This window comes from Xanthomarina sp. (genome assembly GCF_035306705.1).
Classification (GTDB): Bacteria; Bacteroidota; Bacteroidia; order Flavobacteriales; family Flavobacteriaceae; genus Xanthomarina.
On record NZ_DATGNO010000005.1, the window covers coordinates 1 to 24,649 of the forward strand.

At 34.9% G+C, this 24,649-nt stretch carries 21 protein-coding genes; 12 read left to right on the forward strand and 9 right to left on the reverse strand.

Annotated features, from left to right (window positions below; translation table 11 throughout):
• The 4 genes from VKY47_RS00335 to pbpC all read left to right on the forward strand — a co-directional run.
• Positions 1-3,030, forward strand: a 3,030-nt coding sequence (locus VKY47_RS00335) for an alpha-2-macroglobulin family protein (RefSeq protein WP_324309287.1), incomplete at its 5' end; no start/stop codon positions are given.
• Positions 3,031-3,164: 134 nt separating this feature from the next.
• On the forward strand, positions 3,165-3,887 hold the full coding sequence (locus VKY47_RS00340) for a YqjF family protein (protein WP_324309288.1): 723 nt from the start codon (positions 3,165-3,167) through the stop codon (positions 3,885-3,887).
• Positions 3,884-4,195 (forward strand): antibiotic biosynthesis monooxygenase family protein, encoded by a 312-nt coding sequence (locus VKY47_RS00345; RefSeq protein WP_324309290.1) that lies wholly within the window; start codon positions 3,884-3,886, stop codon positions 4,193-4,195. The genes VKY47_RS00340 and VKY47_RS00345 overlap by 4 nt, the downstream gene beginning before the upstream one ends.
• A gap of 70 nt (positions 4,196-4,265) precedes the next feature.
• Positions 4,266-6,617: a penicillin-binding protein 1C gene (gene pbpC, locus VKY47_RS00350; protein WP_324309291.1), complete on the forward strand. Its 2,352-nt coding sequence runs from the start codon at positions 4,266-4,268 to the stop codon at positions 6,615-6,617.
• Between the two features lie 2 nt (positions 6,618-6,619).
• Here pbpC and VKY47_RS00355 read toward each other — a convergent pair whose 3' ends face one another.
• The 3 genes from VKY47_RS00355 to VKY47_RS00365 are packed head-to-tail and all read right to left on the reverse strand — an operon-like array spanning position 6,620 to position 8,377.
• A complete protein-coding gene (locus VKY47_RS00355) occupies positions 6,620-7,180 on the reverse strand; it encodes a YciI family protein (RefSeq protein ID WP_324309292.1) in 561 nt (186 codons plus the stop codon).
• 14 nt (positions 7,181-7,194) lie between these two features.
• The gene (locus VKY47_RS00360; RefSeq protein ID WP_324309293.1) at positions 7,195-7,668 is read right to left on the reverse strand and encodes a CYTH domain-containing protein; all 474 of its coding nucleotides are present in this window, start codon (positions 7,666-7,668) and stop codon (positions 7,195-7,197) included.
• Positions 7,669-7,714: 46 nt separating this feature from the next.
• On the reverse strand, positions 7,715-8,377 hold the full coding sequence (locus tag VKY47_RS00365; RefSeq protein ID WP_324309294.1) for an NAD(P)H-binding protein: 663 nt from the start codon (positions 8,375-8,377) through the stop codon (positions 7,715-7,717).
• 41 nt (positions 8,378-8,418) lie between these two features.
• Between VKY47_RS00365 and dinB the strand changes: the two genes are divergently transcribed.
• A complete protein-coding gene (dinB, locus tag VKY47_RS00370) occupies positions 8,419-9,528 on the forward strand; it encodes a DNA polymerase IV (protein WP_324309296.1) in 1,110 nt (369 codons plus the stop codon).
• Here the strand turns inward: dinB and pyk are convergent.
• The 5 genes from pyk to VKY47_RS00395 all read right to left on the reverse strand — a co-directional run bounded on the left by pyk (position 9,525) and on the right by VKY47_RS00395 (position 13,808).
• A complete protein-coding gene (gene pyk, locus VKY47_RS00375) occupies positions 9,525-10,979 on the reverse strand; it encodes a pyruvate kinase (protein WP_324309298.1) in 1,455 nt (484 codons plus the stop codon). The genes dinB and pyk overlap by 4 nt on opposite strands.
• Positions 10,979-11,464, reverse strand: a complete 486-nt coding sequence (locus VKY47_RS00380; RefSeq protein ID WP_324309299.1) for an IPExxxVDY family protein — start codon at positions 11,462-11,464, stop codon at positions 10,979-10,981. Before VKY47_RS00380 ends, pyk begins: the two co-directional genes overlap by 1 nt.
• 94 nt (positions 11,465-11,558) lie before the next feature.
• Positions 11,559-12,299, reverse strand: coding sequence for a ribonuclease III (gene rnc / locus VKY47_RS00385; protein WP_324309300.1), 741 nt, complete (start codon positions 12,297-12,299; stop codon positions 11,559-11,561).
• Positions 12,300-12,307: 8 nt separating this feature from the next.
• Positions 12,308-13,558: a beta-ketoacyl-ACP synthase II gene (gene fabF / locus VKY47_RS00390; protein ID WP_324309301.1), complete on the reverse strand. Its 1,251-nt coding sequence runs from the start codon at positions 13,556-13,558 to the stop codon at positions 12,308-12,310.
• A 13-nt stretch (positions 13,559-13,571) separates the two neighbouring features.
• Positions 13,572-13,808 (reverse strand): acyl carrier protein, encoded by a 237-nt coding sequence (locus VKY47_RS00395; RefSeq protein WP_007137004.1) that lies wholly within the window; start codon positions 13,806-13,808, stop codon positions 13,572-13,574.
• A gap of 285 nt (positions 13,809-14,093) precedes the next feature.
• Here VKY47_RS00395 and purN point away from each other — a divergent pair, with 285 nt between their 5' ends.
• The 5 genes from purN to VKY47_RS00420 all read left to right on the forward strand — a co-directional run bounded on the left by purN (position 14,094) and on the right by VKY47_RS00420 (position 18,722).
• Positions 14,094-14,660 (forward strand): phosphoribosylglycinamide formyltransferase, encoded by a 567-nt coding sequence (purN, locus tag VKY47_RS00400; protein ID WP_324309446.1) that lies wholly within the window; start codon positions 14,094-14,096, stop codon positions 14,658-14,660.
• Positions 14,661-14,664: 4 nt separating this feature from the next.
• On the forward strand, positions 14,665-14,976 hold the full coding sequence (locus VKY47_RS00405) for a hypothetical protein (RefSeq protein WP_324309447.1): 312 nt from the start codon (positions 14,665-14,667) through the stop codon (positions 14,974-14,976).
• 30 nt (positions 14,977-15,006) lie between these two features.
• Entirely contained in the window at positions 15,007-15,648 is a 642-nt protein-coding gene (locus tag VKY47_RS00410; RefSeq protein WP_324309448.1) for a ribonuclease H family protein, read from the forward strand.
• 156 nt (positions 15,649-15,804) lie between these two features.
• On the forward strand, positions 15,805-16,731 hold the full coding sequence (locus tag VKY47_RS00415) for a PfkB family carbohydrate kinase (protein ID WP_324309449.1): 927 nt from the start codon (positions 15,805-15,807) through the stop codon (positions 16,729-16,731).
• Positions 16,732-16,823: 92 nt separating this feature from the next.
• A complete protein-coding gene (locus VKY47_RS00420; protein ID WP_324309451.1) occupies positions 16,824-18,722 on the forward strand; it encodes an amidophosphoribosyltransferase in 1,899 nt (632 codons plus the stop codon).
• Between the two features lie 656 nt (positions 18,723-19,378).
• On the opposite strand, the gene VKY47_RS00425 is transcribed toward VKY47_RS00420, so the two are convergent.
• A complete protein-coding gene (locus tag VKY47_RS00425; protein WP_324309452.1) occupies positions 19,379-19,987 on the reverse strand; it encodes a superoxide dismutase in 609 nt (202 codons plus the stop codon).
• 125 nt (positions 19,988-20,112) lie between these two features.
• Here VKY47_RS00425 and VKY47_RS00430 point away from each other — a divergent pair, with 125 nt between their 5' ends.
• Positions 20,113-23,262 carry a UvrD-helicase domain-containing protein gene (locus tag VKY47_RS00430; RefSeq protein ID WP_324309454.1) on the forward strand — a complete coding sequence of 1,050 codons (3,150 nt, stop codon included), beginning with the start codon at positions 20,113-20,115 and terminating at the stop codon, positions 23,260-23,262.
• 21 nt (positions 23,263-23,283) lie between these two features.
• Positions 23,284-24,477: a glycine C-acetyltransferase gene (kbl, locus tag VKY47_RS00435; protein WP_324309456.1), complete on the forward strand. Its 1,194-nt coding sequence runs from the start codon at positions 23,284-23,286 to the stop codon at positions 24,475-24,477.
• Positions 24,478-24,649: the final 172 nt, after the last annotated feature.

Here is a 24,649-nt window from a genome sequence, read left to right on the forward strand (position 1 = left end):
ATGCCTTACGCACCTTACGAATCTTTTGTAGGTCTTCGCTCGCCTGAAGGTAATGCGTATGGTTCCTTTTTTACAGATGAAAATCAAAGCTTTGATGTGGTTGTGGTCGACAAAGATGGCAAACCCATACAACGAAATAATCTAGAAGTAAAAATCTATAAAATTGAATGGCGCTGGTGGTGGAATTCTTCCTATGATAATTTATCAAGTTATGTTTCCAGTAATTATCACAGACCCTATTTTGACACGAAGGTTAGCACAAATGCACAAGGAAAAGGGAGTTTCAAATTAAATATTCCAGATGAAGAAAACGGTCGTTATTTAATTCGTGTGGTCGATCCAGAAAGTGGTCATGCCACTGGACGCACAGCTTATTTTTATAAAAACTGGTGGCAAAAAGCTCCAACAAACGATAAGGAAGCAGCCAAAATGTTGGTGTTTTCAGCAGATAAGGAAACTTATAATGTGGGTGAAACTGCAACCATTACTTTCAATTCCGGAAGTGAAGGTCGTGCTTTGGTAAGTGTTGAAAATGGTACAGAAGTTTTAGAAACCAAATGGGTGAAAACTCAAAAAGGTGAAACCCTTGTCAATATCCTCATTACGCCCGAAATGGCGCCAAATGTGTTTATTAATATTTCACTTTTACAACCACATGCTATAACGGCAAACGATTTACCAATCCGCCTGTTTGGCGTTATTCCATTAATGGTTGAAGATCCAAATACCATTCTACAGCCACAATTAAAAATGCCCGATGTTTTACGTCCAGAGCAAGAATTTAAGGTGACTGTTTCGGAAAAAAACAAGAAAGCCATGACATATACCATCGCCATGGTAGAAGAAGGGTTATTGGACTTAACTCGTTTTAAAACTCCAAATGCTTGGGATGAATTTTATGCGCGTGAAGCTTTAGGCGTTAAAACTTGGGATATTTTCGATGATGTTATTGGGGCATATTCAGGTAGTATAGATCATGTATTCGCTATTGGAGGTGATGGTAGTGCAGAAGCTGGAAAAAACAAAAAGGCCAATCGCTTTAAACCTGTTGTAACCTATTTAGGGCCTTTTAAATTAAAAGCGGGCGAAAATAGATCGCATACCTTAAAATTACCAAATTATATTGGTGCTGTTCGGACTATGGTTGTCGCTGGAAATGCTGAAAATGAAGCTTATGGTAGTGTTGACAAATCGGTTGAGGTTAAAAAACCTTTGATGGTTTTAGCATCGCTTCCTCGAAAATTAAGTCCAGGCGAAAAAGTAACCTTGCCAGTGACTGTGTTTGCCATGGAAGACAAGGTTAAAAGTGTTCAGATTAGCTTAAAATTAAGTGATGGAATTTCAGTGGTTGGCGAAAAGACTAAAACTTTAAGTTTTGCTAAACCAGACGAACAAATGAGTTATTTTGAATTAGATGTCAGTCAGGCAAAAGGATTCAATACCATTGAAGTCATTGCCTCTGGAAATGGTGAAAAAGCAACTTATAAAGTCGAAATTGATGTTATAAATCCAAATCCAATTTCATCAAAAACCATAGATAAAACAGTTGCAGCCAATGCTGAAGAAACGCTTACAATTTCAACCTTTGGAGAGGCAGGAACAAATTCGGCAACCGTAGAGTTTTCCACTTTACCTCCAATGGATTTCACACGTCGTTTACAATTCTTAATCCAATATCCACATGGCTGTTTGGAACAAACGACTTCTGGTGTGTTTCCACAGTTATATTTGAATGATATTTTCGATTTGACCTTGGATAAAAAGCAAGAAATTCAAAAGAACATTGAAAGTGGAATTAAACGTTTGGCACAATTTCAATTGCCAAATGGAGGCATGAGTTATTGGTTGGGTGAAAATTCCACCAATGATTGGTCTACCAGTTACACAGGTCATTTTATGTTGGAAGCCGAAAAGAAAGGCTATGTCTTGCCATTAACGTTTAAAAGTAATTGGTTGATCTACCAAAAACAAGCATCTCGAGATTGGCGTCCAAGTTACAAAACCTATAATTCGGATTTGGCACAAGCCTACCGACTTTACACGTTAGCTTTAGCAGGAAGCCCCGATTTAGCAGCAATGAACCGTTTGCGTGAATTTAGTGAAATCTCTAATGAAGGTAAATGGCGCTTGGCCGCAGCGTATGCTTTGGCCGGACAAAATGAGGCAAGTACTGCCATTTCAAAAACGGCTAATATCGATTTCCAATCGCCAAAGTATAATTATTACACCTATGGCTCGGTGGATAGAAATCGTGCCATGGCATTGGAAACAATGGTGCTTACTAAAAACCCACAACAACGTGAATTAGCAGAATATTTGGCAAAAGATCTATCCAGTAATCGTTGGATGAGTACTCAAACCACGGCTTATGGGTTATTGGCTATGGCAAAAATGGTAGAAGCCAATGGTGGGAAGGATTTGAAATTAGAATATACTATCAATGGAAAACCGGAAAGTATTAGCTCGAAAAGTGCTATTGCCCAAAGAAATTTACCAATAAAAGAAGGCGATAACCAACTTACATTTAGCAATAAAAATGCGAATTTGGTATATGTGCGCATCCTTAATTCGGGGAAACTACCATTAGGGCAAGAACTCGTAGAACAACGTGGATTAAGTGCCACGATAGCTTATAAGGATATTAACGGCAATATCATCAATATTTCAAATTTAAAACAAGGACAGGATTTTGTGGCGACCATCAATATTAGCAATCTTAAAAACGAGAGTGTTAATGATGTGGCATTAACACAGTTATTCCCATCTGGTTGGGAGATTATCAATACACGTTTTACCGACTTTGGCGAGATAACAACGAGTCAAGCTCGGTACACAGATATACGTGATAACGAGGTGAATTTCTATTTCGATTTACCTCAAAAAGGGAAACAAGGCAGTAAAACATTTAATATCATGCTAAACGCCTCCTACTTAGGGACCTATTATTTACCTGGAATTCAAGCTGAAGCTATGTACGATCATGATTATTTGGTGAGAAGCAAAGGACAATGGATTACTATTGAAAAGTAACCAAATTCCTGTGCAGGCATCTTATAAATTGAAAATGAAACTTGAATAAAAATGGAAGTCATGTAAAAACTATGTAATTATCACGATAAGTTGTTTTAACTATAAACAAGATTCCTGATTTAGCGGGAAGTATTATGAAAGCAAAAATCATATTAAAACAAACGAGACACAGAACTTTTGACGTGCCATCCCGTTCTTGGAGATTTTACCAAGAATGGAATGAAGCTATTTTTTTACATTGGAAAGTGGATTTAGAATCTATAAAACCTTTTCTTCCAAAAGGGTTGGAATTAGAAAGCATCCATGGAAAAACTTGGGTTAGTTTAGTAGCTTTTAATATGAATCATATTGGGATTAGAAGTTTACCAAGATTACCACATATTTCAGATTTTCATGAGATAAATATTAGAGTTTATATTGTTTGTAACGGGAAACCCAGTGTTTACTTCTTAAATATGGAAGGAAGCAAGCGTTCGTCGTGTAAGGTTCTAAAAACCATGTCTAAATTCCCTTATCAGCATTCCAAGATGAAACGAACAGATTATAGTTATGAATCTAAAAACAAAAAGAATACAGATTCATTTTATATGGAATATAGGTTAGGAAATGAACCTGTAATTAAAGATGATACAGATGTTTGGTTAACCGAACGTTATGCTGTTTTTCAGGATTATAAAGGACAAATAATCGAATATGATGTGCACCATGTAGAATGGCCTATGCAAGACATTTCTATTAAGAAACTGGAATTGGATTATCCTAAATTCAATCATATAATAAACAACAATCCAGATAAGATTCACTATTCAAAAGGGGTTCAGGTGTTGGCTTGGGATAAAAGGAAGTATCGACCATGAATAAGAATTTACAACCCTATTATGCTGTAATTTTCACTTCAACTCAAACAGAAAATATGGAAGGCTATTCTGAGATGGCAACACGAATGGAAGAACATGCCAAACAACAACCAGGCTTTATTAATATGGAATCTGTTCGAGATGGTTTAGGTATAACGGTTAGTTATTGGGAAAGTTTAGACGCAATAAAAAATTGGAAACAGCAAAGCGAGCATGTAGTTGCGCAACAGAAAGGTCGCGAGAATTGGTACAGTTGGTATCATGTGCGAATCTGTAAGGTGGAACGGGAATACGAATTCGTGCGATAGTAGAAATCCCATTAATCAAAAAGCTTTCTTGTCTAATTATCTTAGATCCCCACTTTCGTGAGGAGTAAACATGAAAAAAATATCAACCTACATAAAAACCCATAAAATCAAATCGGCAATAGTATTTATATTACTTATTGTCTATTATTTTTGTTTGCCAAACCAACTTTTTACAGACCCTACAGCAACGGTTATAACTAGTAAAAATAACCGGCTTTTAGGAGCACAAATTGCAATGGATGGTCAATGGCGATTTCCTCAAAACGACAGCGTTCCAGAAAAATTTAAAACCTGTATCATCCAGTTTGAAGACGCTTATTTTTATAAACATCCAGGTTTTAATCCGGTTTCTATTTTTAAAGCTTTTAAGGATAATTTAAAATCAGATGGCATTAAACGTGGCGGAAGTACCATTACCCAACAAGTTATTCGCTTATCCCGAAAAGGACAGCATCGGACGTATTTTGAAAAAATCATAGAAATTATTCTGGCCACGCGTTTGGAACTAGGTGAAAGTAAAAATCAAGTTTTAGCATATTATAGCAGTCATGCGCCTTTTGGAGGAAATGTGGTTGGATTGGATGCAGCTGCTTGGCGTTATTTTAATAGAGATGCTGCGCAACTATCTTGGGCTGAAAGTGCCACCCTTGCTGTTTTACCCAATGCGCCAAGCCTAATCTATCCCGGAAAAAATCAAGAACACTTGCTTAAAAAACGCAATCGATTACTTCAAAAGTTGTTGGATAATGAGATTATCGATTCCTTAACTTACCAACTTTCAATTTCCGAAGGTTTACCACAAAAACCTTATGCTTTACCACAAGTGGCACCGCATTTATTGCAAAAAGTAGCAACAACACATTCAGGGCAACATGTGCAAACCACCATTGATAATCACTTACAGGAACGGGTTAACCAAATTGTAAAAACACATTACAATCAGTTAAAACAAAATGATATTCACAATGCATCGGTTTTAGTTTTAGACGTAAAAACGCGTGAAGTTCTAGCCTATGTTGGAAATACGCCAACCGATAAATTACATCAAAAAGATGTGGACGTTATCGATAAACCACGAAGTCCTGGGAGTATTTTAAAGCCTTTTTTATATGCGGCCATGTTGGATGCTGGAGATTTGCTTCCAAACACATTAGTTGCAGATGTTCCAACGCAATTTGGCAGCTATAATCCCGAAAACTACAACAAAACGTATGATGGTGCCGTTCCAGCTAGTCACGCTCTATCGCGCTCTCTAAATGTGCCTTCTGTTAGAATGCTTCAAGAGTTTGGACTCGATCGGTTTTATGAGTATTTAAAAAAATTACAACTGAAAGATATTTCTCAATCTGCCAATTATTATGGCTTATCGCTTATTTTGGGTGGTGCTGAAAGTAATTTATGGGATTTGTGCAAAAGCTATGCGGCGCTTTCTTCAACTTTAAATCATTTTTCTGAAACCTCCAGTGAATATTTTAGCAAGGAGTTTTGTGAGCCTATATTTATTGCTTCAGAAACGGTTGACTTCGGAAAAAAAACAGCTGAAAAAACCTTATTTGATGCCGCTTCCATTTATCTTACTTACGAGAGTTTAAAAGAAGTAAATAGACCAGAAGGAGATGATAATTGGGAATTTTATGATGGTTCCAAACAAATTGCTTGGAAAACTGGTACCAGCTTCGGTTTTCGAGATGCTTGGGCCATCGGAACAACCAAAGATTTTGTGGTTGGTGTTTGGGTTGGAAACGCTGATGGAGAGGGGAGACCAGGGTTAGTTGGCGTGCAAACGGCTGCGCCTATTTTGTTTGATGTGTTTAATCTATTACCTAATAGCGATTGGTTTGCAAAACCTTTTGATGAAATGCAAGAAGTAAGTATTTGTAAAAAAAGTGGGCATCGAGCATCGCCAAATTGTGATGTAGTTGAAAATAAATTTGTGCAAATTTCTGGCTTAAAAACCAGAGCTTGTCCGTATCATGTGTTGGTGCATGTGGATGCTTCAGAGCAATATCAGGTAAATTCTTCGTGTGAAGATATTGGTCATATTTCACATAAATCATGGTTTGTATTACCTCCTTTAATGGCCTATTATTACAAGACTAAAAACCCGTTTTATAAAGTTTTGCCTCCATTTAGAGCAGATTGTTTGGGCGATCACGCTATTTCCATGGAGTTTATTTATCCGAATGATAATAACAGTATTTTTTTACCCAAGGGTTTTGATGGAACCACCAACGAATTAATATTACAAATAGCTCATTCGAAACCAGAAACCACCGTGTTTTGGTATTTGAATGAGACGTTTTTAGGAAGCACCCAAGATATTCATGAGTTCGCCATTATTCCGAAAAAGGGAAAACATCTAATTACCGTTGTAGATGGATTTGGCAATGAAGCCAAACGATATATTACTATTTCTGAGTAGTTTTATCGTAAGCCGTTTCCTTTTGGAGCCCACCATGGATGTATTTCTACAATTAATCTGCCAGCTTTCACCAAAGGGTCTAAATGAGCCAGACTATCAGCTATTTTTAGAGTAGGTACGTTATAAACCGTAATCCCGCGAATTTCGCCATCGTCTGCAAAAGGTCCAATTAAATCTGCGTAACCTTCTTGGTACATGTTAGACAAATATTCTAAATGAGCATCTTGGAGCATAGCTCCCTCTTCTTCGTTTTGGTTTCTTATAGGACCACTTTTTAAGAAAACCATAAAATACTGTTGCATTAAAATGGTGTCTTGGGTAACAGGGTTTATATAATTATAAGTTTTAAAGCCTTTTGCGTTTAATTCTTCTTTTATCTCCTTGTCCGATTTTTCAATAGGAACAACAACAATTTTTTTAATAATAGTATCTATTTTTATTAAGCTATCTGTAGTTTCCAAAGAAGGAATATCTTCTAAAATATCGTTTGAAGTTTCTTTCTTATCCTGATTACAAGCTAAAAGAGTCATAACACATAGGCATATTAAGATGGGGTTTTTCATAGTATTTAATGATATTATTTAGTCCAATTTTTATAAGGGTTTTTACTTAACTGTGAATTGTAATATTTGATGTCTCCAGTAACTTCTTTATCTAGCCATGTAGGTTTTATAAATAGTTCGGTCACGTGGTTTAGTTCAATTTCTGCCACCACCAAACCTTCGTTTTCACCATAAAATTCGTCCACTTCAAAAGTGTGGCTTCCTTGATTTACTAAGTATCTGGTTTTTTCAATCTGGCCTTCTTCACATAAATTGAATAGAGCTTCGGCATCTGTTTTGGAAATTTCTTTTTCCCATTCAAATCGAGAAATACCATTGCCCGAAGGAGCTCCTTTTACGGTTAGAAATCCTTGCTCGTCTGTAAGCCTTACCCGAACGACTCGCTCTTTGCTAGAATTTAAAAACCCTTGTTTTATATGGATTTCCTTAAAGGCATCCTTTTTATAATCATTGTTTTTTACTAAAAACTTACGCTCTATTTCAATCATATTTTATGTCCCTTGAACTTATCTGTCGATAGGTAGGAATGGGAATCTATTTATTGGTTGCTAATTTTTTAATTTCATCTGAAGGGATTCTTACTTCAGGATACAAATTATTTGCTAAAAATACCATACAGGAGGCAATATTTATTGGATGAACGGACTTGTATTTTGATAATGAACCCAATAAAAACGGATTAACAAGTTTCATAAATATCTTTGCCACATCTTCTCCCATTCTCTTTTCACTTCTATTTCCACTAATTAATGCAGGTTGTAGAATATACGTATTTGTAATTTTTTCAAGTAAAACGGCTTCCTCCATTCTGCCTTTGGTTCGGTTATAAAAAAGCTTGCTGTGTTTATCTGCTCCTAAAGCCGAAATAACAATAAAGGTTTGAATATTGTTTTCTTTACAAAGCTGCGCAGCCATTACAGGAATACCGAAATCTATTTCAAGGTAGTTTTCTTCGTTAGGTGTTTTGGCCTTGGTGGAGCCAATACAGCAAAAAACCTCGTCGGCAATAAACTTGTCTTTTTGTGCTTTTAAATTCAATAGATCTACAAGATGCTCTTCAATTTTATCATGTGTTATTCCACAAGTCTTTCTCGAAAAAAGGATGATTTTTTGGTATCTGTTATCGATTAAAAGTTGTTCCAATAGTAAGCCTCCAGTTAAACCGGTTGCTCCTAGAATGATTGCTGTTTTACCCATTTTGACATGTTATTTTGATAAAGATATTATAAATTTACCTGATGTTAGACAAGATACCAATTCGAAAGATTATTCATGTGGATATGGACGCTTTTTATGCGTCTGTAGAACAAATGGACAATCCTGAACTAAAAGGTAAAGCTATTGCGGTTGGAGGTGGAGGAATTAGAGGTGTTGTAGCCGCTGCTAGTTACGAAGCGAGAAAATTTGGTGTTAGAAGTGCTTTAAGTGGTGCTCAGGCAAAACGTAATTGTCCGGAATTAATTTTTGTAAAACCTCGCTTCGATAGATATCATGAAATCTCAAAACAAATACGGAAAATATTTTACGATTATACCGATTTGGTAGAACCACTGTCTTTGGATGAAGCTTATTTGGATGTTACTGAAAATAAGAAAGGAAATCCGAGTGCTAGCTTAATTGCTAAAGAAATTAGGGAACGTATTTTTAAAGAAGTGGGTCTAACAGCTTCTGCAGGCATTTCCATCAATAAGTTTGTGGCCAAAGTGGCAAGCGATTATAACAAGCCTAACGGACAAAAAACGGTAAATCCGGAAGAAGTACTTGATTTTCTAGAGGCTCTGGATATTAGAAAATTTTATGGCGTTGGAAAAGTAACTGCTGTAAAAATGTACCAATTGGGCATTTTTACAGGGAAAGATTTAAAATTAAAGTCTTTGGAATACTTAGAAGAACACTTTGGAAAGTCGGGAAGCTTTTATTATTATATAGTTCGAGGGATCCATAATTCTGAAGTTAAAGCAAATAGGATTAGAAAATCCTTAGCTGCCGAACATACGTTTAATGAAAATCTATCGAGTGAAATCTTTATGCTCGAAAAATTAGATCGTATTGCTCAAGAGGTTTCTAAACGATTGATTAAAAGTAAAGTATCTGGCAAAACAGTAACCTTAAAAATAAAATACAGCGATTTTACCTTGCAAACTAGAAGTAAGACCTTGCCTTATTTTATAAGTGATAAAGACGTGATTTTAGAGGTAGCCAAAGACTTATTATTTCAGGAAAAATTAAGTGATTCGGTGAGGTTGCTTGGTATTTCTATGTCGAATTTAAATACAGAATCGACCAATAAAAAACCAAGCAAACCCGAATCTAAATCGGTGAGCGTGCAATTGCAGTTTGAATTTTAGGGTTTCTTCTTAAAATTAAAATCTGTAATTTCGGTAATACGTAAAGTGTTTACCATTCCTTTTTCTTGAATTGGCATCGCAGCCAAACTTACTAACATATCCCCAACCTCTAGATAGCCTTTCTGACAGGCAATGGCATTTACGTCTTCTATGGTTTCATCTGTACTAACAAACTTATCGTAATGAAACGCTTCAACACCCCAAAGCAAACTGAGTTGAGTTAATATACGTTTATTTGAAGTAAATACAAGAATATGGGCACTTGGTCTCCATGCTGAAATTTGAAAAGCGGTATATCCACTATTTGTCAAGGTAGAAATAGCTTTGGCATCTATTTCGTTTGCCATATTAGCAGCGTGATAACAAATGGATTTTGTTATGAATCTTTTAGTACGGATATGAGGAGGTACTTGTGGTACTTTAATCAATGGCGAGTCCTCAACACTTTTAATAATATTGGCCATTTGTCTAATTACCTGAACAGGATAGCTACCCACTGAAGTTTCACCTGAAAGCATTACGGCATCAGCTCCATCCATAACCGAGTTGGCAACGTCATTTACCTCTGCTCGAGTAGGCGTCAAACTGGAAATCATTGTTTCCATCATTTGTGTTGCAATAATTACTGGAATTCTAGCTTGTTTGGCTCTTAAAACCAATAGTTTCTGGATTAAAGGAACTTCTTCAGCTGGAATCTCTACACCTAGATCCCCACGAGCTACCATCAAACCATCGCAATAAGCAACAATTTTGTCAATATTCTCTACGGCTTCAGGTTTTTCAATTTTCGCAATAATTGGAATTTTATGATCGCTATGTTTTTTTATTAATTCTTCTAGCTGCATTAAGTCTTCAGCATGTCGCACAAAAGACAAGGCGAACCAGTCTACTTTTAGTCCAATAGCAAAAATGGCATCTTCAATATCTTTTTCGGTAAGTGCTGGTTGCGAAATGTTTGTGTTAGGAAGATTAACTCCTTTTTTGGAACGCAGTGGGCCACCTTGAATAACACGGGCAACAACTTCACTTTTTCTATCGGAGGAAACCACTTCAAAAATGAGTTTTCCATCATCTAATAAAATTCTTTCGCCAGGTTGTGCATCTTCTGGAAATTTATCGTAAGTCATGTAAACACGCTCCTTGGTGCCTTCAAAACGTTCGCCGGTTGCGAAAATTATTTCATCTCCTTCATTTACAAAAACTTCTCCTTTCATAGTTCCAACCCGTAGTTTTGGACCTTGTAAATCGGCTAGAATTGCGGCATTATATCCGTATTCGTTATTTAATTCACGTATCATTTTAATGCGCTCTTTGACATCTTCATAGTCAGCATGCGAAAAATTAATTCTAAACACGTTAACTCCTTCATCTAACATGCCTTTTAAAACTTCCTTGGTGCTAGTTGCTGGGCCTAATGTGGCTACAATTTTGGTTTTTTTTCTTCTTGACATTAATTAAATATTAAATTATTTTTGAATTTAAGTGTATCTATATCAATGGAATAAGCAGTAACAATCTGAGCTACTTCCTGAATGCCATTGATTATTTTTTGAATTTCGTTCGTGGTTAATTGCTCATCGGATATTTTTAGTAAAAAATTTACTTTTTTCAATTCTGGAAGCAAATAGAAGGTTTCTGTAAGTTTTCCAGAATCTGCAAAAAGACTGTTGGTTATTTCTGTGTTTACAGTTTCTAATTTACAGATATTTGAAACTAAATTCCAAGTGTTCAATTGCTTTTCATCGTTCCACTCATATATGGAGTACCAGGCATTATTACTAAAATCCAAATCGTTTTTCTTTCTCTTTAAATGGATTCGCAGTTTTAAATTTAACAAATAAGCAAGTCTGTAATCTTCTAAAGAGGTATGAATTCCGATTAAGGTGAAACCTTCATCATCAAAAAAATCGTCCAAGCTTAGTTTTTTTATTGCCATGATACTTTTAGCTAATGTAAAGATAAGATTTATCGTCCGTAATATGTTAGATTTTGATTAATCTTAACAATTTGGTATTCGGAAAATATTGGCGCTAATACACTTTAGAAATTTGCTTCTGAAACACGAAAAAAGCACGTTTGGATGCTTTTTCTTCAGCTTTCTTTTTTGAGGTTGCTCGTGCTTTGGAGACCACTTTATTATCTATGGAAAGTTTTACGGAGAAATGTCTAACTTCATCATTTCCAGTATCTTCGTATACGTTGTAATCGAAGGTTTTCTTTTCTTTTTGGCACCACTCTATCAATAAACTTTTATAGCTTATTACTTTTCCTTCGAGGGTTTCAATATTCACATAAGGAATAATGACTGTTTTGAAAATAAATTTTTCACAATATTTATAACCTCTGTCCAGAAAAATAGCGCCTACTAATGCTTCAAACAGATTACCATGAATATTATCTCCAAACTGTCCTTTGGGAATTTTGCTTTCAACACGACTAATTAGGTTGAGTTCTCTGCCTAATTCGTTTAAATGCTCCCGACTTACAATTTTAGATCGCATTTTGGTTAAATAACCTTCGTCTCCACTGGGAACTTCCATATATAGATGCGATGCAATAACAGCACCCAACATGGCATCTCCTAGAAACTCTAAGCGTTCGTAGTTGATTGTATTGCCTTGACTGTCCTTAATATTCATAGAACGATGGGTAAAGGCCGTTTTATAAAATTTTAAAGATTTAGGCTTAAAGCCAAGAATTTTGTGAATAAACACAAAAAAATTCCCGTCACTTTTAGAACGGGAATTTAATATGTTTCGAATGTGTTTCATTCGTTGTTTTAATCTAGTTTTTTGAACAATACACAGGCATTGTGTCCTCCAAAACCAAAAGTATTGCTCATAGCTACTTTAACTTCGCGTTTCTGTGCTATGTTTAATGTTAAATTAAGTTCAGGATCAATATTTTCATCTGGAAATTCATGATTGATTGTAGGAGGAACGATACCGTGTTCCATGGCTAAAATAGCAGCAATAGATTCGATTGCTCCCGCAGCTCCTAACAAATGTCCAGTCATGGATTTTGTTGAATTAATATTAATATGTTTTGCATGCTCGCCAAACACTTCAGAAATGGCCTTTAATTCTGCTACATCCCCAAGAGGAGTAGAAGTACCATGTGTGTTGATATGATCAACTTCTTCAGGTTTAACTCCAGCATTTTCCAAACAATTTCTCATTACAGCAATTACCCCAATTCCTTCAGGATGTGGTGCAGTCATATGATAAGCATCGGAAGATAAACCTCCTCCAAGAACTTCAGCATATATTTTTGCACCTCTTGCTTTGGCATGCTCGTACTCTTCAAGAATAATCGCTCCAGCACCTTCGCCTAATACAAAACCATCTCTGGTTGCATCAAAAGGCCTTGAGGCTGTTTCTGGGCTTTCATTTCTTGTTGATAAGGCATGCATGGCGTTAAATCCACCCATTCCCGCAATGGTTACAGCTGCTTCACTTCCACCGGTAACAACTACATCACAATAGCCTAAACGTATATAGTTTAAAGCATCGATCATGGCGTTGGCAGCCGAGGCACAAGCAGAGACAGTAGTGTAATTAGGTCCCATAAATCCATGTTTTATGGATATGTTTCCTGGTGCTATGTCTGCAATCATTTTTGGAATAAAAAATGGGTTAAATCTTGGAGTTCCATCTCCAGCGGCAAAGTTTAAAACTTCCTCTTGAAATGTTTCCAGTCCACCAATTCCTGCTCCCCAAATAACTCCAACCTTAAGCTTATCTACGACAGAAAGATCTAACTTAGCATCTGCAATGGCTTCATCGGAAGCTACCATAGCATACTGAGTAAATTTATCCATTTTTCGAGCTTCTTTTCTGTCAAGAAAATCAGTGGCGTTAAAGTTTTTTAATTCACAGGCGAATTTGGTTTTGAACTTTTCAGTGTCAAAATATGTTATAGGTGCAGCACCACTTTTACCACTTATAAGGGCTTGCCAAAATTCATCTTTGGTGTTACCAATAGGTGTTAGTGCTCCTAAACCAGTGACTACAACTCGCCTTAATTTCATAAGTTTTTGTGAGTTATTTTTTTGCTTCTTCTATATAAGAGATAGCTTGACCAACTGTTGCAATGTTCTCAGCTTGATCATCTGGAATCTGGATATCAAATTCTTTTTCGAATTCCATGATTAATTCTACAGTATCTAATGAATCTGCGCCTAAATCGTTTGTGAAGCTCGCTTCAGTTACAACTTCGTTTTCATCAACACCTAATTTGTCTACGATAATCGCTTTTACTCTTGATGCAATGTCTGACATAATCTTTTAATTTTTAAGTTTTAATTAGTTGGCAAAAATAAAAAACTTTATTCTTAAAACACACCTTTACTTTAAAAATGTGCATGTAATTTAGTAAATAACCCTGAAGTATTTTAATTTTACCTGCTAATTGTTAATATTTATTTTTTTTTGGTCGAAAAACGACACAATAATATTTATGTAAATAAAGTAAGTATCAACCATATTAACAAACATTCTATTAAATTTGAACCATATTTTATAATATCTGCCTTTTAAAAAAGAAGATGGCTTTAATACGAACTCATGAAACGAATTGTGATCTTTGCTTCCGGAAGTGGAACAAATGCTGAAAATATAATAACTTATTTTAAAAACAGTTCTTTTGTGTCTGTTGTTCTTGTGTTGACTAACAATCCTCATGCCAAAGTTCTGGATCGCGCTAAAGATTTAGAGGTAAGCGCTATGTCTTTTAATAGAATGGCTTTTTCTAAAACAGATAATGTGTTGCAGCTTTTAAAGGCAAATAAGCCAGATTTAATTGTATTAGCAGGCTTTTTGTGGAAGTTTCCCGATTTTATTTTAAATGAATTTCCTAATAAGGTTATAAATATCCATCCCGCCCTATTGCCTAAATATGGAGGAAAAGGGATGTATGGTCAGTATGTTCACGAGGCCATTGTAGCTAATAAAGAAGTTGAAACTGGTATAACCATACACTATGTGAATGAACATTATGACAAAGGTGCTATTATTTTTCAAACAACATGTCAAGTGAAGTCCACCGAGTCCGCTCAAGATGTGGCTGTAAAAATTCATGAATTGGAGATGGAATATTTCCCGAAAGTGGTTGAACAACTTTTAAAAAATTAATTCAGTGAATGCTAGAAATATTGAAGGTAAGTTTAGGGTTGTTGAAAGTTTTGCAATTAAAGGTAAAAATGAATTTTATTTAATTGGAAATCTGACTGAAGGTCAAATTCAGAAAAATTGGTTTGTATATATTTTATTGAATAGCTCTTTGTCTTTGACCTTAAGAGTTTCAAACATAGATGAAATTGAGATTTCGGGCGACACAGAAAAGTATATGCTCTTGACATTTTTAGGTGAAAATGATATTTTGGACATATGGCTCGATCTTAATATTCGCAATGAAAATCTTAATATAAAAATAGAAGGACAAGATTAATAAGATTCCCTCCTTCGTGGGAATGACATAATGAGTAAAAAGAAAAAGAAATATTATACCGTTTGGAAAGGCAAAAAAACCGGAGTCTTTGAGTCTTGGAACGATTGTAAAGCCCAAATTAAAGATTTTGAAGGTGCCCAATACAAATCTTTTGAAACCTTAGATGCTGCCAGAATAGCCTATAACGGGAACTACCGGGATTATGTTGGGAAATCGAAAACGTTTAGCTCAAGCCTATCTTCAGAGCAGCTTAAAAAAATTGGACAACCCAACTATCATTCTATTTCAGTAGACGCTGCATCTAGTGGCAATCCAGGAATTATGGAATATAGAGGTGTGGATACAAAATCAAAAAAACAACTCTTTATTCAAGGCCCCTTCGAAGAAGGCACTAATAATATAGGAGAATTTTTAGCCTTAGTTCATGGCTTGGCATTTTTAAAACAAAATAACAGCGATCGCATTATTTATACAGATTCTAGAACAGCTATGAGTTGGATTAAAAAGAAAACTTGTAATACCAAATTAGAACGTAACGCTAAGAACAAGGTTGTATTTGAATTAGTTGATAGGGCCATAAATTGGTTAAATACAAATACTTACAAAACTATAATTGTGAAATGGGAAACCAAGGCGTGGGGAGAAATTCCGGCTGATTTTGGTAGAAAGTAATTTCATCAGTTTTAAAAAGATTTTTTTAGGTTTTTTGTTTTTCTATAATAATTTATTGAAAGAAACTTTCGTCTATTAGCAGCTAAATAGCTTATATTTGCACCCTTATAAGTCTTGGCTTTTAATGCGAAGACAAACAAAATTTAGAACCTCAATATGAGCAAATTAGTAATTGTAGGAACGGTAGCTTTTGATGCTATTGAAACACCTTTTGGAAAAACAGATAAAATTCTTGGAGGCGCTGCCACCTTTATAGGCTTAGCAGCTTCACAATTTAATGTGGATGCGGCTGTAGTATCTATAGTTGGAGGCGATTTTCCTAAAGAATATTTAGATTTGTTATCAGATAGAAACATCGACATTTCTGGTGTTGAAATCGTAAAAGAGGGGAAAACCTTCTTTTGGAGTGGGAAATATCACAACGACATGAATACACGTGATACGCTAGTAACAGAACTAAATGTGCTTGCCGATTTTAATCCTGTAGTTCCAGAAACTTACAAAGATGCCCAAGTAGTTATGTTAGGAAACTTGCATCCCAACGTCCAAATGAGTGTGTTGGAGCAAATGAACAAGAAACCAAAATTAGTTATTTTAGATACCATGAATTTTTGGATGGACTGTGCTTTAGAAGAATTAAAAGCAGTTATTGCCAAAGTGGATGTTATTACCATTAACGATGAAGAAGCCCGACAATTAACTGGGGAATATTCTTTAGTGGTTGCAGCTCGAAAAATTCACGCCATGGGTCCAAAATACGTAGTTATTAAAAAAGGAGAACACGGTGCTTTATTGTTTTATAAAGACAATGTGTTTTATGCACCAGCTTTACCACTTGAAGAGGTTTTTGATCCAACAGGAGCGGGAGATACCTTTGCGGGAGGATTTGCTGGATATTTAGCAAAAACGGAGGATGTATCTTTCGAGAATATGAAAAATGCCGTTATTTATGGTTCAACTTTAGCATCTTTTTGCGTAGAAAAGTTTGGAACCGAAAGAATGATTGGCTTAAAAAGTAAGGAGGTACATCAACGCCTACAACAGTTTAAGAGTTTAACACAATTCGATATAGAATTAACATAAAAAAAACGCGCTCAAATTTGAGCGCGTTTTTTATTTTGAACTCCTTGTTTAAGAGTTTCAGAACCTTATAAACATAACACACACAATAAATCATGAGCGACGCTTTAAAACACGAATGTGGAATAGCACACATTAGACTTTTAAAACCTTTGGAATTTTACCATGAAAAATATGGTACCGCATTTTATGGGGTCAATAAAATGTATCTTTTAATGGAAAAACAGCACAATCGAGGGCAAGATGGTGCCGGTTTTGCAAGTATTAAGTTAGATACTCTGCCTGGAGAGCGTTATATAAGTAGAGTACGTTCGATCGCTCAACAGCCCATTCAAGATATATTTGCACAAATAAACAACAGAATTAATAGAGAAATGTTGCAGCATCCTGAATACAAAGATGATGTAGCACTTCAAAAAAAGAAATTACCATATATAGGCGAAGTATTGCTCGGTCATGTTAGATATGGCACTTTTGGAAAAAATAGTGTGGAAAATGTACATCCGTTTTTAAGACAAAATAACTGGATGCACAGAAATTTGATTCTTGCCGGAAACTTTAACATGACCAATGTTAATGAGTTATTTGAAGAATTGATTAGAATTGGGCAGCATCCAAAAGAAATGGCAGATACCATTACTATTATGGAGAAAATAGGGCACTTCTTAGATGATGCCGTGGCCAAAAAATATAAACAGCTTAAAAAAGAAGGCTATAGTAAAAACGAATGTTCTCCATTAATTGCCGAAAGACTTAATGTGGCCAAGATCTTAAAACGCTCTTCAAAAAACTGGGATGGAGGTTATGCTATGGCTGGACTTCTTGGACATGGAGATTCCTTTGTTTTAAGAGATCCAGCAGGAATTAGACCTGTTTACCACTATAAAGACGATGAAGTTGTAGTTGTAGCATCCGAGAGACCTGTTATACAAACCGTGTTTAATGTGGCTTTTGAAGATGTACACGAATTGGAGCCAGGACATGCTATTATTACCCAAAAATCTGGTGAAATGAAAATCCAAAAAATCATTGAACCATTAGAAAGAAAGGCTTGTTCCTTTGAGCGAATTTATTTTTCCAGAGGAAGTGACGCAGAAATATATCAAGAACGAAAAACTTTAGGGAAATTATTAATGCCTAAAGTTTTGGAAGCTATTGATTACGATACCAAAAACACCGTATTTTCTTATATTCCAAATACAGCGGAAACATCCTTTTTTGGAATGATAGAAACTGTGGAAGAACATTTAAACAAAAAGAAAACACAAGCTATTTTAGAGGGTAATGGAAAACTATCTGCAGAAAGAGTAACTCAAATTTTATCTGAAAGACCTCGAATTGAGAAAATAGCTGTTAAAGATGTTAAATTGCGAACGTTTATAACGGAAGATAGTAGTCGTGACGACTTGGTTGCCCATGTTTATGATGTGACCTATGGTGTAATTAAGCCAACCGATAACTTAGTGATTATAGATGATAGTATTGTAAGGGGAACTACCTTAAAAAACAGTATTATTAAAATGATGGATCGCTTGCATCCTAAAAAAATAGTAGTCGTGTCCTCGGCACCACAAATACGTTATCCAGATTGTTACGGAATAGACATGGCTAGATTAGAAGATTTAATAGCTTTTAGAGCCCTGTTGGAATTATTGAAAGAAAACAACAAATACCATATGGTAAAAGAGGTGTACGACAAATGCAAAGCTCAAGTGGAATTAGCCGATAAGGACGTTAGAAACTTTGTTAAAGATCTTTATTCTGAGTTTTCCGCTGAAGCTATTTCTGATAAAATCGCCGAATTGATATGCGACTCTGATGTGAAAGCTGAAGTTAAAGCTATTTTTCAACCTGTGGAGAACCTACATAAAGCTTGTCCTAAAAATTTAGGAGATTGGTACTTTACTGGAAATTATCCGACACCTGGCGGTAATCGTGTGGTTAATAAGGCTTTTATTAATTTTTATGAAGGAATAAAAGAACGCGCCTACTAGTTTAAAAACAAAGCTAAAATATTAGAAATAAACTGTTTGTCTAACAAAATCTGTCTTTTAACCGATTTTCTTACTGTTTATCTAAAATATTGAAATTTATAAATAAAATAAAACTACTTTAGAGGTACCATAACATAAGTAGGTTAAGTTCATGGTAGATTTGGGGCAAAAAAAGGTGAACTCTCGTTCGCCTTTTTTTATTTTATACCTTTTTCAAAAAGTTTTCTATTAAATTTATTCTGGGAAAGCGCCTTATTCGATATTTTGTAGCTCTAATACAGGTAAATTCTTCTTTTATCCTGATTTATAAGCAGTTTATCTATTTATTTTTTTTTAGAGTGAAGAGCATTATATATTTGGTCTTACCATAACATAAGTAGGTTAAGTTTATGGTAGATTTGGGGCAAAAAAGGTGAACACTCGTTCACCTTTTTCATTTATAGTCCACACGTAAGTGAGAATCTACTGACTTACTTATCTTTTTAACGAAGTTCAACGATTATATCAATTTCCATTGGCTCACGAAGTTTTTTCATCATCATATAAACACTTGGCTGTCTAATTCCAAAGTCATTAATTCCAATCGTTTCATTTTATCCAAAAAAAAAGCAAACCCCTTCAGATTTGCTTTTTGACTTTTTATATAAGTTTTTTACTTATTTAGCCTCTGCATAACGTCTTTCAACTTCATTCCAGTTAATAACGTTAAAGAACGCATTAATATAATCTGGTCTTCTGTTTTGGTAGTTTAAATAGTAAGCATGTTCCCAAACGTCTAAACCTAAAATTGGCGTACCACCACATCCAGTTCCTGGCATTAATGGATTGTCTTGGTTTGGTGTAGAACAAACTTCTACTTTTCCTCCTTTGTGTACACATAGCCAAGCCCAACCAGAACCAAATTGTGTGGCAGCTGCTTTGCTAAACTTTTCCTTAAAATCTTCAACTGAACCATAAGCCGCTTCAATAGCGTCCTTTAATGGACCAGATAAACGCCCTTTTCCTTCAGGATTCATTACATCCCAGAATAGAGAGTGGTTGTAAAAACCTCCACCATTATTTCTAACAGCTTTATTGTCCATGTCTAAATTAATTAGAATGTTTTCAATGGTTTTTCCGCTTAAATCCGTGCCTTCAATAGCAGCGTTTAAATTGTTGGTGTATCCTTGATGGTGTTTAGAATGGTGTATTTCCATTGTTCTTGCGTCTATATGAGGCTCTAAAGCGTCATATGCGTATTTTAATTTCGGTAAATCGAAAGCCATAATATATGTGTTTTTAATTGTTAATATTTAATTCATTCAAATTTACGGATAAATCACAGGAATTAAAAATAATAAATACCTATCAAATCATCGATAGTCTTTATCTTGTGTCAAATTTCTGTTTTATGGATAATAAAAGTACTTTTTTGGTGTATAATGCTTCGGCAGGAAGTGGAAAAACGTTTACGCTTGTAAAAGAGTACTTAAAAATTCTTTTAAAATCGCCTTTTAACGATGCTTTTAAGAACATTTTGGCCATAACCTTCACCAATAAGGCTGCCAGTGAAATGAAGGAACGTATTGTTGAAACTTTAACTGCGTTTTCTTCCGAAGAAATTTTAGAGTATCCAAACCACATGTTTTTAATTATTTGTGACGAATTAGGAATGGACGCCGAGGCGATTCATGAGAAATCTAAAAAAATATTAAATTCCATTGTATACAATTATGCGGCGTTTGATATTTCTACCATAGATGGTTTTACACATAGAATTATTAGAACTTTTGCCTACGATTTAAAATTGCCCTTGAATTTTGAAGTAGAACTGGATCAGGATACTTTATTAAATGAAGCTGTAGATCGATTAATAGCTAAGGCAGGAACTGAAAAAGAACTCACTAAAATCTTGGTAGATTTTGCTATTGAAAAAGCGGACGACGATAAAAGCTGGGATGTTTCGTTCGATTTCAATAAGATTTCAAAACTTCTTGTTGGTGAAGATGATATGCCATTCATTAATACACTAAAAGATAAAACCCTTGACGATTTTAAAGCTCTAAAAAATCAATTAAGAGCAGATCTTAAAACGACTCATGAACTACTTGTGCAACAAGCTCAAGGTGTTTTGACCCTGATTGAAGAAAGTAGTTTGCAATTTGACGATTTTTCCGGAAGCTTCTTACCCAAACATTTTCAAAAGTTGGCAGAAGCTAATTTTGCAGTTAATTTTGAGGCAAAATGGCAAGAAGATTTAGACAGCAAAACCTTGTACCCGAAACGTGTTTCGCCAGATATTGCATCTATAATTGAAACGATTCAGCCTCAAATCGCGACCGCTTTTAGCGCTACTAAAAAAGCACTTTTTCATTATAAGTTTTTAACAGCTTGTTATAGAAACATGACGCCCTTATCCGTTTTGAATGCGATTAATAAGGAACTAAATAACTTAAAGGAAGAACAGAACAAAGTGCTTATTTCGGAGTTTAATGCACTTATTAGTAAAGAAATAAAGAATCAGCCAACACCCTTTATTTATGAGCGCTTAGGGGATAAATTCAAACATTATTTTATAGATGAATTTCAAGACACCTCAGTTTTGCAATGGGAAAACCTAAAACCCTTAATAGACAACAGCCTTTCTCAAGAAAATAATAACGACCAAAAAGGCTCTGTAATGCTGGTAGGAGATGCCAAACAAGCCATTTATAGATGGCGAGGAGGAAAAGCAGAGCAGTTTATAAATTTATTTAACAAAGCAAATAGTCCGTTTCAAGTTTCGCAAGAGGTGATTACCTTACCACAAAATTTTAGAAGTTTTCAAGAAGTTTTAAAGTTTAATAATGGATTTTTTGAGTTTTTATCCCAATCTAAATTAAGCGACAAAAATTATGCGGAATTGTATCAAACATCCTATCAAGAACCTACTAAAGAGAATGAAGGTTATGTGAGTTTGGAGTTTTTGGATATTGAAAAGGAAGACGACACCTTTCAGGTATATACCGAAAAAACCTTTGAACGAATTCAATTCGTATTGGATAATGGTTTTGATTACAGCGATATTTGCATTCTTGTAAGAAGGAAAAAAGAAGGGATTGCCATTGCTAATTATTTAAATGAACAGCAAATTCCCCTAATATCATCAGAAACCTTATTGTTAATAAACTCTCCCGAAGTCGGTTTTATAATTAATTTTTTAAAACTCTTGCAAGAACCTAGAAACAACGAAATTAAGATCCAAGTTTTAAATTATTTGGCAGCTGTTTTTAAGATTGAAGACAAACATGCTTTTTTTGAAAGCCATCTTAAATTGGAATTGGCAGACGTATTAAAACAACTGGAAACCTATGACATCTATATAAACCATAACCAATTATTGCAATTGTCCTTATTTGAATTGGCAGAAACTGTGGTTAGAGATTTTAAATTAGTAAAAAGTTCCAATGCTTATGTGCAGTATTTTTTAGATTTTGTGTTTGAGTATTCCCAGAAAAAACTATCAGATTTGGCTGGATTCATCGAGCACTTCGAAAAAAAGCAAGACAATCTAAGTATTGTGTCTCCTTCCGGACAAGAAGCTGTGCAAATAATGACCATCCATAAGTCTAAAGGATTGGAATTTCCTGTGGTCATCTTTCCGTTTGCCGACTTAGACATTTACAGAGAAATTGAACCAAAGGAGTGGTTCCCGTTAAATAGAGAGAGTTTTCAGGATTTTCCATATACTCTATTGAATTTTAATAAGGATTTTGAGTATTTTGGGGACATCGGACAACAGATTTATAACGAACATCGCGCAGAACAAGAACTGGATAATATTAATTTACTTTATGTAACTTTAACTAGAGCTGTAGAGCAATTGCATATTATATCTAAAAAAGATGTGAAAGCGAAAGGGGAAGTCAATGATAAAACCTATTCAGGATTTTTAATCAGCTATCTGATGCATTTAAATTTATGGCATGAGAACCAAATGATTTATAATTTTGGAAACCCATTAAAAACGTTTAAAAACGAGTCTATATCAATAGATACAATAGAACAAACCCGTTTTATTTCAACTCCAAAACACGAGCACAACATAAAAATTGTTACTAATTCTGGATATTTGTGGGATACGGCGCAAGAAGACGCCTTAGAAAAAGGAAATTTGATTCATAATATCATGTCTCAAATAAAATCACAGATGGATGTGGATTTTGTTCTGGACGATTTCATGGACGCCAATATAATTTCTGCAGATCAGGCTGAGGTTTTAAAAAAGATTGTATTAGACATTGTTAACCATGTTCAATTAAATTCTTATTTTAATGCAGAAGGATCTGTTTATAACGAACGTGATATTTTAGCAAAATCTGGAAGAATGTATCGCCCGGATAGATTGGTTTTTGAAACTGAAAACAATGTGGCTTTAATAGACTATAAAACAGGAGCAGAAGATAAAAAACATTTAAAACAATTAGAGGAATATGAAAATATTTTGATGGAGATGGATATAAAAGTGACAAAAAAAATACTTGTATATATAAATGATAGTATTGAAGTAAAAGAATTTTAAATTTGTAAAAACCAAGAACACATGTACGGAAAAATCAAAGAACATTTAGAAAAAGAAATTCAGGACATAAAAGACAATGGCTTGTATAAAACCGAACGTATAATTACTTCGGCACAAGGAGCAGAAATAACCTTGGATACAGGGGAAACCGTTTTAAATTTTTGTGCGAATAATTATTTAGGTCTATCGTCGCATCCAGAAGTTGTAAAAGCAGCTCAAGATATTATGGATACGCACGGGTTTGGAATGTCTTCTGTTCGTTTTATTTGTGGAACTCAAGATATTCATAAAGAATTAGAGCGTAAAATTGCTGAATTTTACGATACTGAAGACACGATATTATATGCCGCAGCTTTTGATGCGAACGGAGGTGCTTTCGAGCCTTTATTTGGGGCAGAAGACGCTATTATATCAGATTCCCTAAATCATGCATCTATTATTGATGGTGTTAGATTGTGTAAAGCCGCAAGATATCGCTACCAAAATAATGATATGGCCGATCTGGAAAAACAATTAATAGAGGCGAATAAAAATAATGCCCGATTTAAAATTATTGTTACAGATGGGGTTTTCTCTATGGATGGTTTATTAGCGCCATTGGACAAAATTTGCGATTTAGCCGATAAGTATGATGCCCTAGTAATGATTGACGAATGTCATGCTACAGGATTTATAGGAGAAACGGGTATTGGAACCTTAGAAGAAAAAGGGGTTTTAGGTAGAATTGATATTATTACAGGAACTCTTGGAAAAGCTCTAGGGGGAGCCATGGGGGGTTATACCACAGGTAAAAAAGAAATTATTGAAGTCTTACGCCAACGCTCTAGACCATATCTGTTTTCTAACTCTCTGGCACCGGCAATTGTTGGAGCATCTTTAAAGGTGTTCGAGATGCTAAAAGGCAATACATCATTAAGAGATAAATTGGATTGGAATACCAAATATTTTAAAAAAGGCGTAAAAGAAGCTGGATTTGATATAGTAGAAGGTGATTCTGCAATTGTTCCAGTAATGCTTTATGATGCTAAATTAGCTCAAACCATGGCAAATTTACTTTTAAAAGAAGGAATTTATGTTATTGGATTCTTTTTCCCTGTAGTGCCACAAGAAAAAGCGCGAATACGCGTACAGTTGTCGGCTGCACACGAAAAGGAACACCTTGATAAAGCCATACAGGCCTTCATAAAAGTGGGGAAAACTTTAGAAATAATTTAAAAATTTTAGACAAACAGGCAGATTTTAGGTAAATTATTCAATATTTTTCTATATTTGTCTTTGTTAATAATATTTAACAACTTACTTTTGCTTACAATTAACACTTAAAAATTAAATATTTGAATATGAAAAATCTTAGCAGATTATTGTTCGCAATGTTGCTTATGTTAAG

Coding starts and splice junctions, on each gene's coding strand:
- VKY47_RS00340 (WP_324309288.1), top strand. CDS start 3,165: ATGAAAGCAAAAATCATATTAAAACAAACGAGACACAGAACTTTTGAC.
- VKY47_RS00345 (WP_324309290.1), top strand. CDS start 3,884: ATGAATAAGAATTTACAACCCTATTATGCTGTAATTTTCACTTCAACT.
- pbpC (WP_324309291.1), top strand. CDS start 4,266: ATGAAAAAAATATCAACCTACATAAAAACCCATAAAATCAAATCGGCA.
- VKY47_RS00355 (WP_324309292.1), bottom strand. CDS start 7,180: ATGAAAAACCCCATCTTAATATGCCTATGTGTTATGACTCTTTTAGCT.
- VKY47_RS00360 (WP_324309293.1), bottom strand. CDS start 7,668: ATGATTGAAATAGAGCGTAAGTTTTTAGTAAAAAACAATGATTATAAA.
- VKY47_RS00365 (WP_324309294.1), bottom strand. CDS start 8,377: ATGGGTAAAACAGCAATCATTCTAGGAGCAACCGGTTTAACTGGAGGC.
- dinB (WP_324309296.1), top strand. CDS start 8,419: ATGTTAGACAAGATACCAATTCGAAAGATTATTCATGTGGATATGGAC.
- pyk (WP_324309298.1), bottom strand. CDS start 10,979: ATGTCAAGAAGAAAAAAAACCAAAATTGTAGCCACATTAGGCCCAGCA.
- VKY47_RS00380 (WP_324309299.1), bottom strand. CDS start 11,464: ATGGCAATAAAAAAACTAAGCTTGGACGATTTTTTTGATGATGAAGGT.
- rnc (WP_324309300.1), bottom strand. CDS start 12,299: ATGAAACACATTCGAAACATATTAAATTCCCGTTCTAAAAGTGACGGG.
- fabF (WP_324309301.1), bottom strand. CDS start 13,558: ATGAAATTAAGGCGAGTTGTAGTCACTGGTTTAGGAGCACTAACACCT.
- VKY47_RS00395 (WP_007137004.1), bottom strand. CDS start 13,808: ATGTCAGACATTGCATCAAGAGTAAAAGCGATTATCGTAGACAAATTA.
- purN (WP_324309446.1), top strand. CDS start 14,094: ATGAAACGAATTGTGATCTTTGCTTCCGGAAGTGGAACAAATGCTGAA.
- VKY47_RS00410 (WP_324309448.1), top strand. CDS start 15,007: ATGAGTAAAAAGAAAAAGAAATATTATACCGTTTGGAAAGGCAAAAAA.
- VKY47_RS00415 (WP_324309449.1), top strand. CDS start 15,805: ATGAGCAAATTAGTAATTGTAGGAACGGTAGCTTTTGATGCTATTGAA.
- VKY47_RS00420 (WP_324309451.1), top strand. CDS start 16,824: ATGAGCGACGCTTTAAAACACGAATGTGGAATAGCACACATTAGACTT.
- VKY47_RS00425 (WP_324309452.1), bottom strand. CDS start 19,987: ATGGCTTTCGATTTACCGAAATTAAAATACGCATATGACGCTTTAGAG.
- VKY47_RS00430 (WP_324309454.1), top strand. CDS start 20,113: ATGGATAATAAAAGTACTTTTTTGGTGTATAATGCTTCGGCAGGAAGT.
- kbl (WP_324309456.1), top strand. CDS start 23,284: ATGTACGGAAAAATCAAAGAACATTTAGAAAAAGAAATTCAGGACATA.